Raw genomic sequence first — 15,620 nt, 5'->3', positions numbered from 1 at the left:
GTTGGCAAACCTCAACTGTTTGGCACTGAACATGGTAACAACCAAACTGAAAGCCAAAAACGGAGAGAAGAAATGGCTGACGATACGAAGCGCCTGCCTGTCACGAAGCCTTCAGTCCCTGCCACATCGGAAGCATGGTCGCCATTGGAAAGAATGCGGGATGAAATTGATCGGTTGTTTGACAGTTTCTCTCTTTTTGACCTGCGATTCCCGCAACGCCGGCCTGGACTATCGTCTGCTCACAAAGCAGCCGTGACGTGGGAATTAGCCCCAGCCATGGATGTTGTCGAGAAAGCAGACAGTTACGAAATAACTGCTGAACTTCCAGGGCTTTCTGAGAATGACATCGAAGTGAAGCTATCCAATCATAGTCTCGTTATAAAGGGTGAGAAAACCGAGGAAGAAGAAGATCAGGGAGCAGATTATTATTTGTCTGAACGGCGATTTGGCTCGTTCCGGCGCAATTTCCAGCTACCAGAAGATATCGACGCCCCCAAAGTTGAGGCTACCTTCTCCAAAGGCATTCTGACCGTCAAACTACCAAAGACAGCTAAGGCAAAAACAGCAGAGAAGACGATCGCGATCAAGGCTGCATAGCTAACTCAGATCGGCGCCACACGCGGTTGCCGAGCATTTTCTGTCGCTTCGGAGGAGGCAGATATGGCTGGTACCTCAATTTCCACGTTGACACATTCGGCGCAGCAGGCTCAGGAATGGGTAAATGAACTAGCCGTGGACTTGTCCTGGAGCCATCCGCGTGCCTACCGGTTGCTACGCTGTGTTCTACACCAAATTCGTGATTGGCTTCCACAGGAGGAAATGGCAGATCTGTCTGCACAGTTGCCGACGCTTATACGAGGCATTTATTTCGAGGGCTGGGATCCTCTAGTGACCCCGGTCTGGGAGAGGACGAAAGAGGCATTTCTCAGGCGAGTCGAGGAAACTTTTACCGACGAGGAGATGCAGGATAGCGAAACAGCTGTCGCCGCAGTTTTCAAACTATTGGATCGCCATATATCTCACGGCGAGATTGTTCAAGTGCGAGGGTCGATGAAGAAATCGCTACGGGACCTTTGGCCCTCGGATTAATCGATGTTATTCCAAGGGGAAAGCTCAACAGAGAACTCGAAAACGCTAACCTGTCTTTCACGTTCTGCTGCGGAAATCGTCGCTTGTTTGTATGCCGAGTGATTGTTGGGGTAGGTATCGACGGCAAAGGGAAAGCTGCTTTCCATATAACAGTTGTGCCCCGCGTTGTTAGCGAATGAGTTGAAGAATTACTGCTTTTAGCAGTGTCGCGTCGGCCAGGACGCCTGCCGCTTTAGTTCAGCACATTAATCAGCGTTTTCGTCACACTTGAAGCGCAAACTAACTCGGTTAACAGGATAACTATACGATGAAAAAGAAACACTGGGTACTTATCGCGGATGGTGCACGAGCTCGTATTCTTAGATTGGACGTGAAAAAGAATGATGAGCAGCCAAACGTTCGTTTTTTTGACATCACTCACAAGCGACTACAAGAGATTATGTCAGATAAACCCGGTCGCAGCTTCGCATCGCAGGGCACACGGCGTTCCGCATTGGAGTATTCATCAGATCCCGAAAGACAACAGGAGGAAAATTTTGCCGAGATCCTGATAGAAGAACTGGAACGGAGTTTTTCTGAGCATGAATTCGCAAGGCTGACGGTAATTGCCGAACCTCGCATGTTAGGTTCCCTACGTCACAGGATGACGCCGGATCTGAAGCAAGCGGTAGTAGCGGAGATAGCAAAGGATCTGACAAAGACACCAGCCGAGGATCTCGAAGCAGTTCTGGAGGAATTGAACATACGATGAATAAAACATCAATGAACAATGAAATTTGGATCTGAACGAACTAATGTTGTCCTTTTTATCGAATTCAAAGTTTTTACTTTGCTAGAAATATTTATAATAAATATTGAAAAATGGATTTCAGTAAGCGCGTTTAATGTTTGGCGCTGCTTTCTTTATTTTTGAGCCCTTTTTACACGATTTTCCGCATGAATTATTTTCAGGGTGATCGGAGTGAATCGATAGATTATCCAACCACAATCCTGATCGCTATTGTTCCGATTTAATCTATTAATGACATCGGAAATATTTGGCCTACGAAGTTTGCCAGCCAACTGATTGTTTTCTACCTATTGCTACTATGGAACTGGTCACATAAGTGCCGGCTATGAGCGCGACGCAGTTATCAAAGGCCAAAGGGAAACATTTCATCTTCACCCCCAACTGAGGTTGTCGAAAGGGGTGTGATTGCATGTGTTTCATCGAACCAGACAAAAGCATCGTACTGATTTGCCAATGAGGCATAACTGTAATGGCTCCAGCGTTCCGTTTCTGGCCGATATATCACGCCAATGTAGCGCTCAAGTCGGGGTTCGGACAACGCTTGACGAACCTCATCATGTTGTCCGGCTCTAAGGTCGAGTAGAAAGCGTTCAGATCCCACGTCGTGCAACAACGATTCATAGCTGTCGGAGAGGGAAGGACGAACCCGTTTGCGCTCCATTGGTGCGTCCCAGTCTGACGCTGCTGCAACCGTCCCGGTATGTGTGCCAAAACCGATAAGCGCGGCACTTCTTCCATAGGCCTGTCTGCATAACTGCCCAAGGTTCAGCTCGTTTCTTTCCTTGCCCATATCAGTGAACCGAGCATCACCAATATGAGAATTATGCGCCCAGACAACAGCCTTTGAAGTCGGTCCAGACTGCGTCATGATATTTTGCAGTGTATTGAACATATGTTGGTCCCGGAGGTTCCAGGATTCATGTGCGCCGTAATACATGGCGCGATAGTAACGTTCAGCGCTGGCAACCAGACGGGCATTCTGTTTCGCTTCGAAGAAATCGGAGCCATCCATTTTGCAATATTCAAGCTCCTTTTCAAGAAGATCAACCAGTATCCGGATTACAGGCTTCTCGCACAATGCATATCCTTGGGAAAGAGATGCTCGACCATAAGCCGATGGCTCCTGCGACCACGAGGAGATGCATGCGTAACGGCTTCGAGCCCGGATGGCGGCGTCTTTGTCCACACGATCGAGGTAGGATACTACCTCGCCAATCGAGGCCGTCATATTGTAAAGATCCAGTCCGAAGAAGCCGACCTGCTCTGAAGCTGGCTTGCCGGCGTTGTTGTTACGCAGAAAGCTCACGAAAGCCTCAAAGTCCTTGTTACGCCACATCCATGTGGGAAACCTGGTGAAGGGAGCCCAAGCGGAAGAACGAGCGGGCCTGTTCTGCACGCGCCGGTTTATTGCTGCCGCATCGGGCCAGTCGGCCTCGACCGCGACGATAGTAAAATTGTACTTCTCGATCAGGCGACGTGTAATTGCGGCGCGGGACTGATAAAACTCACTTGTTCCGTGTGATGCTTCACCAAGTAAAACTAGACGGGCATCAGCAAATTTGTCAAAAGCGCAGGCAAATTCCTCGTCGTCCACAGAGGGCAGGTGCTCGACGGCAGCTCTTATTTTGGAGATTGTAGAAACCGTGTGACTCAATTGTAAGCTTGGCGCATCTGACGACGAGGTCGTCAGATAGTGCTGGAACCACTCGGCCGCCATCCGGATAACCATTTCGAGTGCACCCGGTTCCTCAAATAGATGGGTTGCCCCCGGTACAATTCTGATTTCTTTGTCACATCTGATTGAAGACAGTGCATCATTATTCAGTTTGAGTACCTGTTCATCTTTGGAACCTACTATCAAGAGCGTTGGCGATGCGACTGACGCAAGAGCCGAACCAGCCAAATCCGGGCGGCCTCCACGAGACACGATAGCTCTCACTCGCTCTGGAATTTTTGACGCTGCCAGTAACGCAGCCGCGGCCCCGGTACTCGCGCCGAAGAAGCCCATAGGCAGATCAGCAATATCTGGCTCCCCGATGATCCATACTGAAGCATCAAGCAGACGCCCGGCAAGCAAGGAGATGTCAAAGACATTATGTCGATCAGCGGCCTCGTCGGTCGTAAGCAAATCCAGAAGAAGAGTTGCGAACCCTTCATGATTAAGTTGCCTGGCTACCGAAATGTTACGTGGGCTTAGTCGGCTCGATCCGCTACCGTGCGCGAACACGACAATGCCCCTGGGATTTGCAGGGACGTAAAGGTCACCAAGCAGGTTACAGGGCGGAATTGCAACGCGACGCGCAGCTGTTCCGATCTGGCTTTTGTTGGCGAGGTTCCAGCCTTGCCGCAAGTACCCGGTGGTTTCTTCATCTGTAAGCTGATGAAAATCTTTATAGAATTCACCTACTGCCGAAAATTTGGCGACGGTATGCAAGCAGATGACTGAATCGGCAAACTGCCTTATCTCGGCAAGAGCCTCTTCTGGGCCAACAGGAATAGCAAGAATTACCCTGGATGCTCCCTGACTTCTCATGGCAATAATTGAGGCTTTGGCCGTGGCGCCAGTGGCCAGACCATCATCAACAATTATGGCAGTGTGCCCGGCAGGGCGAATCTGGGTGCGGCCGCCAAGATAAAGAGAGCGTCTTCGCTGAATCTCTGAAAGTTCATGCCGCTTTACGCGTTCGATATACGCATCGGTTGCCCCCGTTGCTAGCTGCACTTTTTCATTAATCACCACTTCGTCCGGATTGCCTTCCACAACGGCACCAAGTGCCACTTCTGGTGCACCCGGCGCGCCTATTTTGCGAACGAGGTGCTCTCAAGGCGAGAGCGATTTCCAGCGCTACCGGAACACCTCCTCGCGGTAATGCGTAAACAATGGCTTCTTTGGGTTTGACTTCGAGCAGTCTGGCAGCCAATTGTCGACCAGCGTCGGTTCTATCGCTAAACTGAAAATTGCTCATCATAAGGTAATCCTGCTCCAATATCTGCAAGCGCGCTTTGACGAGGATCAAATTTTACCGACGAGTTCGTCACCGCTCCGTTATAAGCGCAATTGGCTGTCTCTCACCAAGTTCCCTGAGAATTTGTCGCCGGCAATCAGCTCAAGGTTGGTTCTCAGCAGGCAATGAAATGACGAGAAGACGCCGCGGGTTCTCAGAATGGAAGGATGTCAGCTCAATAAGTGTTGGGCGTTGATCATTCCAGTCAAGTCATACCGACACTTTTCCGGGTAGCTATTTAAGTGTATCATAATCTAGGGGCGTTTTCGGGTTGCTGACAGTTTTAAAGCGGTGTCGGTGATCTTATTGGGTACGAAAACACTAATGGGGAATTTGATGCCGGAAACCAATCTATCAAGATTGCATGGCCGCTTTCCGCAGGCAATTGTTTCCCGCCAGTTTGAAGGCATGGCTGGTTATATTCTGGCTTTCGTTGTTGTTGGTGTGTCGCTGATTGTTCGCCTTATGTTGGCAGGCGCGTTGGGGAATACCGTTCCGTTCATACTATTTGTTCCGTCTATTCTGGTGTCAGCAATTCTGGGAGGTAGAGGTCCAGGAATTTTGGCACTGGGGTTATCCCTTGCGGCGTGCTTGATATGGCTGCAACCAGATGGCGCAGTTTGGCTGCAGCTTACGGCTTTCGTCGTCGTTGGAACCATAATTGTCTGGATGGGCGAGATGTTACACCGTGCGAGACGCATCTTAGATCGATCAAAGGATCAACTGAGCGAGCGCGAAGCTCATCTCCGCTCCATACTCGATACTGTTCCCGACGCCACTATTGTAATTGACGAACAGGCACAGATTACCTCGTTCAGCTCTGCGGCGGTTCGACAGTTCGGCTATGCCGAGGAAGAAGTGCTGGGTCGAAATGTCAAAATGCTGATGCCAGAACCTTATCAGCATGAGCACGACGACTATTTGAAGCGATATCTGACGACTGGAGAAAAGAGAATTATCGGTATCGATCGGGTGGTTGTCGGATTACGCAAGGATGGTTCAACTTTCCCGATGAAACTTGCCGTCGGAGAATTTATTTCTCCGGTTGGGCGACATTTTACTGGGTTCATACGCGATTTGACGGAACGCGAGCAAACGGAGGCTCGCCTGCACGATGCGCAGAACCAGCTCGCACGACTTGCAAGGCTGAATGAGCTGGGAGAAATGGCGGCGGTTCTGGCCCATGAACTCAATCAACCACTCGCAGCAATATCCAACTATGCACATGGTGCGGTGCAGTATCTCAATAGCCTGGACAGGGACACGTCTGATCACCTCAAAGATGCTCTTGAAGAAACATCACAGCAAGCTTTGCGCGCCGGCGAAATTATCCAGCGCCTGCGCGCATTTGTAACGAGAGGTGATACGGAAAGAACATCTGTCAATGTCCAAAAGCTGGTCGAGGAGGCCAGCGCGTTGGCATTGGTGGGGTCTCGGGAACTTGGAATACATACAACGTTTGAATTCATGACAAATTCCACAGAGGTTCTAGCTGACAAGATTCAGATCCAGCAGGTGCTCATGAATCTTATCCGAAATGCGGTCGAAGCCATGCGGGAGGCGCGTCGGCGTGAGCTGCTGATCCGCACTTGTCTGTCAGATGAAAAACATATCATGATCGAGGTGCTGGATACGGGAACAGGAATACCGGACGAAATCGCATCTCGCTTATTTCAACCTTTTGTCACGAGCAAACCCAATGGCATGGGGATTGGACTCTCGATTTCAAAACGTATTGTGGATGCACATGGCGGATGGATTGAAATAGATAAGAATGGAGAAATGGGGACTGTATTCCGGTTTGTTCTGCCGATCTTGAGACAGGGTAAATCCCATGCTGCTTAAAGATCTCGCCGTGTATGTTGTCGATGACGAAGAACCTGTTCGCAAGTCGCTGGCTTTCATGCTGACAGCGATGGGATTTATGGTGCGCATCTACCCCTCTGCGGCCGCGTTCCTGACCAAGGTTCCTTCTGATAATACAGCATGCCTTATCACTGATGTAAGGATGCCGGGAATGAGTGGCATTGAACTGATGCAACATTTGGTGCATTTGGGCGTCAGGATCCCGACTATTGTGATTACTGGTCATGGCGATATCCCCCTGGCCGTATCCGCGATGAAGGCTGGTGCGGTCGACTTTCTGGAAAAACCCTTTTCGGAGGAAACTCTAGTAGAAGCCCTCCGAAGAGCGTCTGGGGGCTTGAGCAACTATGGCGCTGACGGCAATGAAGCGACGGTGCGGAAACGGCTTACCAAGCTATCCAATCGGGAACGCGAAGTTCTTCTTTTGGTAGTAGCCGGGCTTCCCAATAAATCCATAGGACATGATCTTGCAATCAGTCCTCGTACCGTCGAGGTACATCGTGCAAATATTATGACCAAGATGCACGCTCGCAACCTGCCGGATTTGGTGCGAATGGCCATTTCGGCAGGACTCGCATCCTGCGTTAAAGAAAACTGACAATGTCAACGGATTTTGATCTGTGACAAAGCAATGATGCAAATTTAGCACGACCATTGCCTTGATTTGGTTCCTCGTCAAACGAGGTCACGAGGAGGCGCCAATATGGCAGGGCCTTTGGTCGTCATAGTCGCGACAGATTCCGTTTTGCGGGATTCGATCGTGTTTCTGCTTGCGAGCGAAAAAATTACCGGATTAGCATTTTCCGATCTGGAAACAGCGTTTTCATCAAATCATGCCAAGGCGGCAATCTGCGCAATTATAGATGAAAGCGTTTTCAAGGGAGGTTATGCCACATTCACACCGCGGCTTGCTCAATTCGGCAAGCCTATTGTGTTCCTAACAAGTGTTATTGGTCATGTGTTGCCATTGCCCCTCGTAGTGCCGTTGACCAAACCAAATATGGGGCGACCGCTTGTCGACTTGGTACGGGCAATGGTGCGGGATGCGCCGCGTTCCAATACGTAGTATTACTTACGGATAAAACCGAATTTCAATTCATCCCTTTCTCGGCAAGTATCTTTCAGAACAAGGAGGGATGAACAATGAGTATTAACCAACTCTCGACGTTATCCTTTACGCCTATCGAAAACGGAGGAAATCGTGCGCCACGTATGGTCGTCGCAGGAGTTTCTTCCACACAAAAATACTTGCCCGCAGGGTTCGGAGTATATGCGGAAGGTGAGAAATGCGATGCCCTTTATAAGGTGGCATCCGGTGGAGTGCGCATTTTCAGGCTGTTGGCTGACGGACGTCGGCAAATCTCTGCTTTCTGTCTGCCAGGTGAGATGTTCGGGTTTGAATCCGGAACAACACACCACTTCTTCGCAGAGACCCTTTGTAATACAGTTATTTCCTGCTGGCCGGCAGTCTCAACTTCTAGAACCTTGGACGCTGACTTACTGACCATGGCTATTCAAGCGCTTGTACGAGCCCAGGAGCATCTTCTCGTACTCGGGCGGCAGGACGCCACGCAACGTATTGCTGCATTTTTTCTAGAGATGGCGGAGCGGCAGGATGAATTGGAGCACGTAGAGCTTCCGATGTCACGAAATGACATAGCCGACTACCTTGGCCTGTCGCTGGAAACGGTATCACGCACCTTCTCAAGGCTTAAATGTAAGGGCGATATTCGTTTACTTAGTCTGCGACGTGTGGAGCTCGTGAATCGAAGGCATCTGGAAAAACTGGCGGCATGATTTGCCAATGAAGGACAGCAAAGTCCAATAAGTCGGTTGAAAGGAACAAACGCGCCCGTTGCGATGATTTTCATGCAACTGGACTGTTAAATACTGAGGCAATAAGAATATCCACACCAGGCGGAAACAACGTGTAATTTCAAAGCGACTGATGAGGGTGAAAAATTCTAAATCCGCTAATTTTATGGTTTCTGTTCACGCAATTCTTTTTGGGAATCGTGTGACTGTTATTAGATTTTCAATCTGTCCATCATCTTCATCTTGTTCAGCTTGCGCGACTGCGGAACGATCCGGTAGGCTCTCTATATTTCGGGATGCAAATGGAGAGGGATAGTATAATAAGCCTTCCCGACGCCGCAATGTAATTAAACATATAGAAAAGTTTAAGTAGATGGATAAATCATGAGATTTATGCATTTCTTGTAAGAAATGCATTGGCTATTATTTTCATGCTAATCTTAAATTGTTTGGGTCGTAATCATGAAGTTATAATGTTCGTCATGTTAAGAATTTGGAGCCGCAATTGACGTGCGTCAATGCTGGCACAGTGTAGAAAGCTCAGAATTAATATTATTGCCGAGACGAAACAAAATGAACGAGTGAGGTGAAGTGTTATGAGCGATCAGTCATTGAGACAAGATATTATTGACGAGCTTGATTTTGAACCAAGTATTGACTCAGCGGATATCGGAGTTGCTGTCGAGAACGGCATTGCCACGTTGACCGGCCATGTACCTACATTTGCTCAAAAGGTAACGGTCGAGAACGTGGTACTTCGCGTAAAGGGAGTGAGGGGAATTGCGGAGAAAGTTGAAGTAAGACCTTCGGGTGGAAATCAATCTGCCGATGACGAGATCGCCAAACGTGCTGTCAACACTATCAACTGGAGTACCTCCATTCCCGATCTTGCTGTTCAGGTCAAAGTTCAAAATGGTTGGGTCACGCTAACAGGTAAGGTGGACTGGCAGTATCAGAAAAATGCCGCGACTGATGCCATCGTTAATCTCGCTGGCGTAATTGGTGTTACCAACAAAATTGAAATCAAGGCCAGAGCTTCGGGACTGGATATTAAGAAGCGTATTGAAGATGCATTGAAACGCAATGCTGTAATCGAGGCTCAAAGAATCAGGATTAACGTACTCGACGGAGGCAGGATTCGATTGGAGGGGACTGTTCACGCGTGGTCAGAGCGCAGTGCGGTGGAACGGGCAGCGTGGTCTGCACCCGGCGTTGTTGCAGTTGAAGATCAACTCACCATCAGTTGATAGGCATAGGCAAATAAGGGGCGTTTCATGCCCCTTTTGTTGCCTTTGGCATCCAACATGAAAGCAATGTTACTAGTCAAACCGGGTAGCCTGCTCGTCTTGTCCGAGGTGGCAAATCCACTGCCTGGAGCCGGGGAAGTTAGGCTGAAGGTCGAGGCGTGTGCCATTTGTCGTACGGATCTACACATCATTGATGGTGAACTCGACAAGCCCAAGCTGCCACTCATACTTGGACACGAAATCGTTGGGCTTATAGACGCTGTGGGTAGCGGAGTTGATCCATCGCGGATTGGCCGACGGGTTGGTGTTGCGTGGCTTGGGCAAACATGCGGTACTTGCGAATATTGCCGCTCGGGCCGCGAAAATCTTTGTGATCATGCGATTTTCACAGGCTATACACGCGACGGAGGCTTCGCCAGTTACACGGTGGCTGATGAACGGTTCTCATTCGATCTTGATCGCAAAGCGGATCCGGTATCACTCGCTCCCTTGATGTGCGCCGGACTGATAGGCTGGCGATGTCTAAAGAAGGCGGGTAATGGAAGACGCATAGGTATTTACGGATTTGGAGCTGCCGCCCATATCATCTCACAAATTATACGATGGCAAGGGCGTGAGTTCTACGCATTTACAAGACCTGGTGACCAGATCGCTCAGCAATTCGCACGCCAGTACGGAGCTACTTGGACTGGGAGTTCGGAGACATTGCCTCCAGAACCACTGGACGCAGCTATAATTTTTGCTCCGGTTGGGAATCTGGTACGCATGGCATTACGTGCGGTTCGAAAAGGCGGACGGGTTGTATGTGGTGGCATTCACATGAGCGACATCCCGGTGATGCCATATTCAATACTTTGGGGGGAAAGGGAAATTGTTTCAGTCGCTAATTTGACGCGCAAGGATGCAGCCGAGTTTTTCCCTATCGCTCGCTCTGCCGGGGTTGTTACCCATACGTCCAGTTATTCCCTCGACTGTGCAAATGAAGCGGTGGCGGATATTCGCGCGGGACGTGTTAGTGGGGCAGCCGTTCTGATACCGTAGTTTTCTCTCGTCTTTTGTCCTTTGCAGGCGCGCCAGCAAAGAACCGGTACTTCACCAATTCTGACACAATTAGATATGTAACGGAAATAACGGCAAGCCCCCCCATAATTGTAAATGATAATGGAACAAAGCCAAATGTTGAGGCTCCCGGTGAATAGGGAATAGTAACTGTCAAGATGCAGATCGCTAGTGTGAGCCAGAGTAGAAGCCGGTTGGGGTAACTTTTCCATGCGGCCTCGCGAGTACGCACGACTAGGATAATCGTGAGCTGAGTGATCAAGGATTCAACAAACCACCCAGTCTGAAAGATTTGCGCCGTCGCTCCAATAATGAATAGTAGAAAACCAAACGTCAAAAAATCGAAGACAGAGCTTACAAGGCCGAATGTCAACATAAACCGTCGCACATAATGAATGTCCCAACGCAAAGGCTTCAGTACCTGTTTCGGGTCGACGTTGTCGCGGGCAATTGCCAGCGAAGGTATGTCGGAGAGAAAGTTGTTCAAAAGGATCTGCGGAGCCAAAAGGGGTAAGAAGGGTAAAGCCAATGACGCAAGCGCCATTGAAACCATGTTGCCGAAATTTGCACTCGTCGTAATGGCTATGTACTTCATTGTGTTGGCAAATGTGCGTCGACCGTTGTCGACCCCTTTGAGCAGAACATCCAGATCGCGTTTTAACAGGATCATATCGGCTGCCTCGCGTGCAACATCGACGGCGCTGCTGACCGAGATGCCTATATCAGCCTCGTGCAACGCCGGCGCATCGTTTATTCCATCTCCCAGGTATCCAACGACATGTCCTCGTCGTCTCAAGGCAGAGATAATGTGCTCCTTTTGATTGGGGTCGATCTCGGCGAAAATGTCGGTGCGAGCCACCCGTGCTCCCAATGCCTCTTTTGTGAGTGTTGTCAGTTCGGAACCTGTGAGAACGTTGCGGTGATCCAACCCCACACTTTCAGCCAGATGTAACGCAACGTAACGATTGTCGCCGGAAATCATTTTTATCCGGATTCCTCGGGTAGAAAGCTCAGTCAGGGTTCGGGCAATGTCGGGCTTTGGTGGGTCAAAGAATACAAGGAAACCCACGAAGGTGAGCTTTAGCTCATCCTCGCGCCAATAATGATCCCGTCGCTCGAAGCGCCTGATAGCAAGGCCAAGAACACGAAATCCTTGCTCAGACCAGTTTTTCACCCGTTCATCAATAAGTTGAATGTATCCTTGATCGAGAGGTATGGTTTCCGACTGTCGCAGTACCGATGAACAAGCTTCCAGAACGTTGCTGACTGCGCCTTTACAAATTAACAAATCTTCCCGATTACGTCTTCCACGAACAATTACTGATAACCTTCTGCGAGTGAAATCATAAGGAATTTCATCAATTTTCCTGAAGTCAGAAAGATCATCATTGTGGGTTTTACTGGCGATGATCCCCTCGTCCAGCGGATTGGTTATTCCCTGCTGCAGGATAGAATTGATTAAAGCCCATTCACGAAGGATATGATCTTCTGTCCCCTCAAGATTGAAACAACCTTTGAGGACGATTGTGCCTTCGGTTAGTGTTCCAGTTTTGTCGGTACATAGAATATCCATGCTTCCAAGGTTTTCTATTGCATCAAGCCTCCGAACGATGACGCCATCCGCGGCCATTGAACGAGCGCCCTGTGACAATGTCACGCTGATAATGGCAGGTAGTAATTCTGGTGTGAGACCGACGGCAAGAGCGAGCGAAAAAAGCAGGGAATCAATTATCGGGCGGTGGAGTAAAAGATTGGCAAAAAAGACGAGCAACACGATGACGAGCATGATCTCGGACATCAAATAACCAAAGTGGCGAATGCCCCGAACAAATTCGGTTTCCGGGCTCTGTCGCGCCAATGTTTTCGCAATAGCAGCAAATTCCGTATCTGCACCCGTGTTGACCACGACTGCGGTCGCCGTCCCACTGCGAACCGACGTTCCAGCAAAAACCATGTTGCAACGTTGCGCTAGAGTGGAACCTGGCGCCGAAAGTCCAGGCTTTTTTAAGACAGGAAAGGCTTCGCCGGTGAGCGCTGACTCTATAACGTTAAATTCTCTGCTCTCTAACAATACACAGTCAGCCGGTATCAGGTTCCCTGCTGAGAGCCTGATCACATCGCCGGGAACGATGTCTTCGGCCAACACATCACATTCTAGTCCATCACGCAGAGCACGTGCCTTGTGTGCAAACTTTCCTTTCAGCGTATCCATGGCCCGTGAAGCGTTGTATTCCTGCGTAAATGAAAGAACACAACTAGCCAGCACGATAATTCCGATAATCACAGCTTCGCTTCCTTCGCCCACAAAGCCGGATACGATGGCAGCAAAAATTAGTATAAGAACAAGTGGACTCCGGAACTGCCCCAGAAATATCCAAAGAGCGGTGGCGTGTTGCCCATAGGTGACGGTGTTTGAACCCACCCGCTTCTGTCGGGTTCTTGCCTCGCGTGTGGGTAAACCAGCTTGATTTGTACTGAGTGCCGAAAGCAATACTTCTGTAGGCAACGACCAGAAAGCTGCTTCACCCTCCATGTGTCGTGACGTTTGTGAAGACGAATGCATAGCGTCCTCCGTGATAACATTCGTTGCTCACCATGGTCACGAATATAACTTAACTGGAAATAAGCAGGTTAAGTTCTTGTTTCTTTAGAAGGGAGCGTGTGATCCCGCCGAACGCCCACTCACGCAAACGACTATGTCCGTAAGCTCCCGCTACAACCAGATCCGCCCGACTTTCATCGATGAATCGTAACAAAGAAGCCACTTCGTCGTCGGTTGTGATGAACTCGGTTCTGGCGATGACACCATGGCCCGCCAGAAAATCTTTGATATCATTAGTGCTTTCATGCAATTCTTGTTGGATATCTGAAGTCGCAGCTACGACAATAACCTCATTGGCTTCGCGTAAGAGGGGAATAGCATCTGCTATCGCTCGACGTGCTTCGCGTGTATCTTTCCACGCGATCAGGATTTTCTTGAAATGTATTTCCTCGAGCGTTCTGCCCAGAATAAGTAGGGGGCGACCAGATCGCAATACGACGCCAGCCGAATCTGCATGACGGTAATTGTCAGCAGGGAACGAGTTATCTGATGCAGCCATGATAACAAGATCGGCTGCCCGAGCAGCATCGACAATAGCGGATGTGGCCGCCGCCAGTCCTTGTCTCCACTCGGTTCTGGGAAAACCGGCACTCAATCGATCAAACTCTTCTCGTATCTGGACAAACCTTCGCATTGATAACTCGTCGCGAGTTTCTTGCCAGACTTCTATAGCAAGAGATGCATCTTCCGCTCCGACCAAAGGAAGGGCCACATCTGCGGCGCAAAGACCGATCAGTTTTGCCTCATGGCAGCCTGCAATGTGGATTGCAGTTCTAATGACATTGTATATTGGTGCGTCGACATCCAGATATACCAGAATGGACTTGTAGCTCATCGAGTAATTCCTTCGATTGAAGCTTCAGGCGGTCAATATAGCGCGCTGGAAAAGGGCTACATTGACGTGGGTCAATTGAATAGTGGCTTATCGAAGAGGAGTTACGGCCAAGCGCCGTTCGCGGGATGGACTAATGTTCCGGCACGACCACTGATGATATCCGAAGCGTCTTCAAGCATCCCGATTGCTGCGCTTTTGCCGGAGGTTTTTACAAAGTCGACTGCAGCTGCAACTTTCGGCCCCATTGAGCCTTCAGCGTAGTCCGTGTGTTCAATTGCGTCTGTTGCGACGCGTTCAATCAACCGTGCCTCGGCAGTACCCCAGTTGCGAAAGACGCCTTTTACGTCGGTCAGGAGCAGCAGGAAGTCCGCGTTCAGCGTAAGTGCGAGTAGCGCGGAAACCCGATCCTTGTCTACAACCGCTTCCACTCCCTCATATTGACCGCTTCCGAATTCAACCACCGGAATTCCTCCCCCACCTGCACAGATGACAATGACGCCGTTTTCGATCAGGAGCGATAGAACCTCTGTGTCGAGTATGGCTTTCGGTTCCGGAGAAGCAACCACCCGGCGCCAGCCGTCTTTATCGGGAGCAAAATTCCAACCGTTTCTCAAGGCGAGGTCTTTCGCGGCTTTCTCTTCATAGAATGGACCAATGGGCTTTGTAGGTCGACGGAAAGCGGGGTCATTTCTGTCGACCAAAATCCGGGTAAGAAGCGTCGCTAACAGGCTATCCTTCAGAAGGTTGGAAAGTTCTTGCAGCAGCATGTATCCAATCATGCCCGCACTTTCCGCATCAAGGATATCAATAGGAAAATGATCGTCCGGCGAATTTGCTCTTGCCTGAAGAGCCAGAAGACCGACCTGTGGTCCATTACCATGTGTAATTACAATCGAGTGTCCGGCATCAATGAGACTGGAAAGGGCTCGCGCTGCTTTCTTGACGTTCTTGTTCTGATTGGCAATTGTCAGGGGTTCTCCCCGCCGGAGCAGTGCATTTCCACCTAAGGCTACAACGATGCGCATGTTATCTACCCAGCGTGGCGACAAGGATCGCCTTGATCGCGTGCATGCGGTTTTCTGCCTGATCAAACACGATCGATGCCTGAGACTCAAATACGCGGTCTTCAACCTCCATACATTCAATGCCATAGCTTTTTGCGATGTCTGTCCGTCGTCGAATGATTTGAGACTATTTGTGCTTTTGAAGATTGGAGTTTCCGGCTCGGTTTAGGGGTTGATTTAAGCCGCTTTGGCCTGGTGGTTCAAGCGGCGTTTTTTGATCGTGTCTCGTTTGATCCTTTCGCGTTCGA

At 49.7% G+C, this 15,620-nt stretch carries 13 protein-coding genes and 1 pseudogene; 9 read left to right on the top strand and 5 right to left on the bottom strand.

Annotated elements, in window-relative coordinates:
• Positions 1-72 precede the first annotated feature (72 nt).
• The 3 genes from FJQ48_RS11875 to FJQ48_RS11865 all read left to right on the top strand — a co-directional run bounded on the left by FJQ48_RS11875 (position 73) and on the right by FJQ48_RS11865 (position 1,840).
• Entirely contained in the window at positions 73-597 is a 525-nt protein-coding gene (locus FJQ48_RS11875; protein WP_139975321.1) for an Hsp20/alpha crystallin family protein, read from the top strand.
• Positions 598-660: 63 nt separating this feature from the next.
• Positions 661-1,089, top strand: coding sequence for a DUF2267 domain-containing protein (locus FJQ48_RS11870; protein ID WP_139975320.1), 429 nt, complete (start codon positions 661-663; stop codon positions 1,087-1,089).
• 307 nt (positions 1,090-1,396) lie between these two features.
• Positions 1,397-1,840, top strand: coding sequence for a host attachment protein (locus FJQ48_RS11865; protein ID WP_139975319.1), 444 nt, complete (start codon positions 1,397-1,399; stop codon positions 1,838-1,840).
• A gap of 382 nt (positions 1,841-2,222) precedes the next feature.
• Here the strand turns inward: FJQ48_RS11865 and FJQ48_RS11860 are convergent, their stop codons facing one another.
• Positions 2,223-4,658: an erythromycin esterase family protein gene (locus FJQ48_RS11860; protein WP_247870363.1), complete on the bottom strand. Its 2,436-nt coding sequence runs from the start codon at positions 4,656-4,658 to the stop codon at positions 2,223-2,225.
• Between the two features lie 559 nt (positions 4,659-5,217).
• Between FJQ48_RS11860 and FJQ48_RS11855 the strand changes: the two genes are divergently transcribed.
• The 6 genes from FJQ48_RS11855 (at position 5,218) to FJQ48_RS11830 (ending at position 10,853) form a co-directional block, all read left to right on the top strand.
• Positions 5,218-6,729, top strand: coding sequence for a PAS domain-containing sensor histidine kinase (locus tag FJQ48_RS11855; RefSeq protein WP_180350196.1), 1,512 nt, complete (start codon positions 5,218-5,220; stop codon positions 6,727-6,729).
• Entirely contained in the window at positions 6,719-7,348 is a 630-nt protein-coding gene (gene fixJ, locus FJQ48_RS11850) for a response regulator FixJ (protein WP_139975317.1), read from the top strand. Before FJQ48_RS11855 ends, fixJ begins: the two co-directional genes overlap by 11 nt.
• A gap of 105 nt (positions 7,349-7,453) precedes the next feature.
• Positions 7,454-7,816: a hypothetical protein gene (locus FJQ48_RS11845; RefSeq protein WP_139975316.1), complete on the top strand. Its 363-nt coding sequence runs from the start codon at positions 7,454-7,456 to the stop codon at positions 7,814-7,816.
• Between the two features lie 77 nt (positions 7,817-7,893).
• Positions 7,894-8,547, top strand: a complete 654-nt coding sequence (locus tag FJQ48_RS11840; RefSeq protein WP_247870362.1) for a helix-turn-helix domain-containing protein — start codon at positions 7,894-7,896, stop codon at positions 8,545-8,547.
• A 614-nt stretch (positions 8,548-9,161) separates the two neighbouring features.
• The gene (locus FJQ48_RS11835) at positions 9,162-9,812 is read left to right on the top strand and encodes a BON domain-containing protein (protein WP_139975315.1); all 651 of its coding nucleotides are present in this window, start codon (positions 9,162-9,164) and stop codon (positions 9,810-9,812) included.
• Positions 9,813-9,869: 57 nt separating this feature from the next.
• On the top strand, positions 9,870-10,853 hold the full coding sequence (locus FJQ48_RS11830; RefSeq protein WP_139975360.1) for a zinc-dependent alcohol dehydrogenase family protein: 984 nt from the start codon (positions 9,870-9,872) through the stop codon (positions 10,851-10,853).
• Here FJQ48_RS11830 and mgtA read toward each other — a convergent pair.
• From mgtA to FJQ48_RS11810, 4 genes and pseudogenes are all read right to left on the bottom strand, one after another.
• Positions 10,825-13,434: a magnesium-translocating P-type ATPase gene (gene mgtA, locus FJQ48_RS11825; RefSeq protein ID WP_139975314.1), complete on the bottom strand. Its 2,610-nt coding sequence runs from the start codon at positions 13,432-13,434 to the stop codon at positions 10,825-10,827. The genes FJQ48_RS11830 and mgtA overlap by 29 nt on opposite strands.
• A 49-nt stretch (positions 13,435-13,483) precedes the next feature.
• Positions 13,484-14,308, bottom strand: coding sequence for a universal stress protein (locus FJQ48_RS11820; protein WP_139975313.1), 825 nt, complete (start codon positions 14,306-14,308; stop codon positions 13,484-13,486).
• Positions 14,309-14,409: 101 nt separating this feature from the next.
• On the bottom strand, positions 14,410-15,333 hold the full coding sequence (gene arcC / locus FJQ48_RS11815) for a carbamate kinase (RefSeq protein ID WP_139975312.1): 924 nt from the start codon (positions 15,331-15,333) through the stop codon (positions 14,410-14,412).
• A gap of 1 nt (position 15,334) precedes the next feature.
• Positions 15,335-15,472: pseudogene (locus FJQ48_RS11810) on the bottom strand (ornithine carbamoyltransferase); the annotation flags it as partial.
• Between the last annotated feature and the right edge of the window lie 148 nt (positions 15,473-15,620).

Origin of the sequence: Ochrobactrum sp. CGA5 (assembly GCF_006345815.1) — a bacterium.
Lineage (GTDB): Bacteria > Pseudomonadota > Alphaproteobacteria > Rhizobiales > Rhizobiaceae > Brucella.
This window is presented reverse-complemented; position numbering and strand designations above follow the sequence as displayed.

What these genes read in the sequence shown, in the direction of transcription:
- FJQ48_RS11875 (WP_139975321.1), top strand. Translation starts at nt 73, where the DNA reads ATGGCTGACGATACGAAGCGCCTGCCTGTCACGAAGCCTTCAGTCCCT.
- FJQ48_RS11870 (WP_139975320.1), top strand. Translation starts at nt 661, where the DNA reads ATGGCTGGTACCTCAATTTCCACGTTGACACATTCGGCGCAGCAGGCT.
- FJQ48_RS11865 (WP_139975319.1), top strand. Translation starts at nt 1,397, where the DNA reads ATGAAAAAGAAACACTGGGTACTTATCGCGGATGGTGCACGAGCTCGT.
- fixJ (WP_139975317.1), top strand. Translation starts at nt 6,719, where the DNA reads ATGCTGCTTAAAGATCTCGCCGTGTATGTTGTCGATGACGAAGAACCT.
- FJQ48_RS11845 (WP_139975316.1), top strand. Translation starts at nt 7,454, where the DNA reads ATGGCAGGGCCTTTGGTCGTCATAGTCGCGACAGATTCCGTTTTGCGG.
- FJQ48_RS11840 (WP_247870362.1), top strand. Translation starts at nt 7,894, where the DNA reads ATGAGTATTAACCAACTCTCGACGTTATCCTTTACGCCTATCGAAAAC.
- FJQ48_RS11835 (WP_139975315.1), top strand. Translation starts at nt 9,162, where the DNA reads ATGAGCGATCAGTCATTGAGACAAGATATTATTGACGAGCTTGATTTT.
- FJQ48_RS11830 (WP_139975360.1), top strand. Translation starts at nt 9,870, where the DNA reads ATGAAAGCAATGTTACTAGTCAAACCGGGTAGCCTGCTCGTCTTGTCC.
- mgtA (WP_139975314.1), bottom strand. Translation starts at nt 13,434, where the DNA reads ATGCATTCGTCTTCACAAACGTCACGACACATGGAGGGTGAAGCAGCT.
- FJQ48_RS11820 (WP_139975313.1), bottom strand. Translation starts at nt 14,308, where the DNA reads ATGAGCTACAAGTCCATTCTGGTATATCTGGATGTCGACGCACCAATA.
- arcC (WP_139975312.1), bottom strand. Translation starts at nt 15,333, where the DNA reads ATGCGCATCGTTGTAGCCTTAGGTGGAAATGCACTGCTCCGGCGGGGA.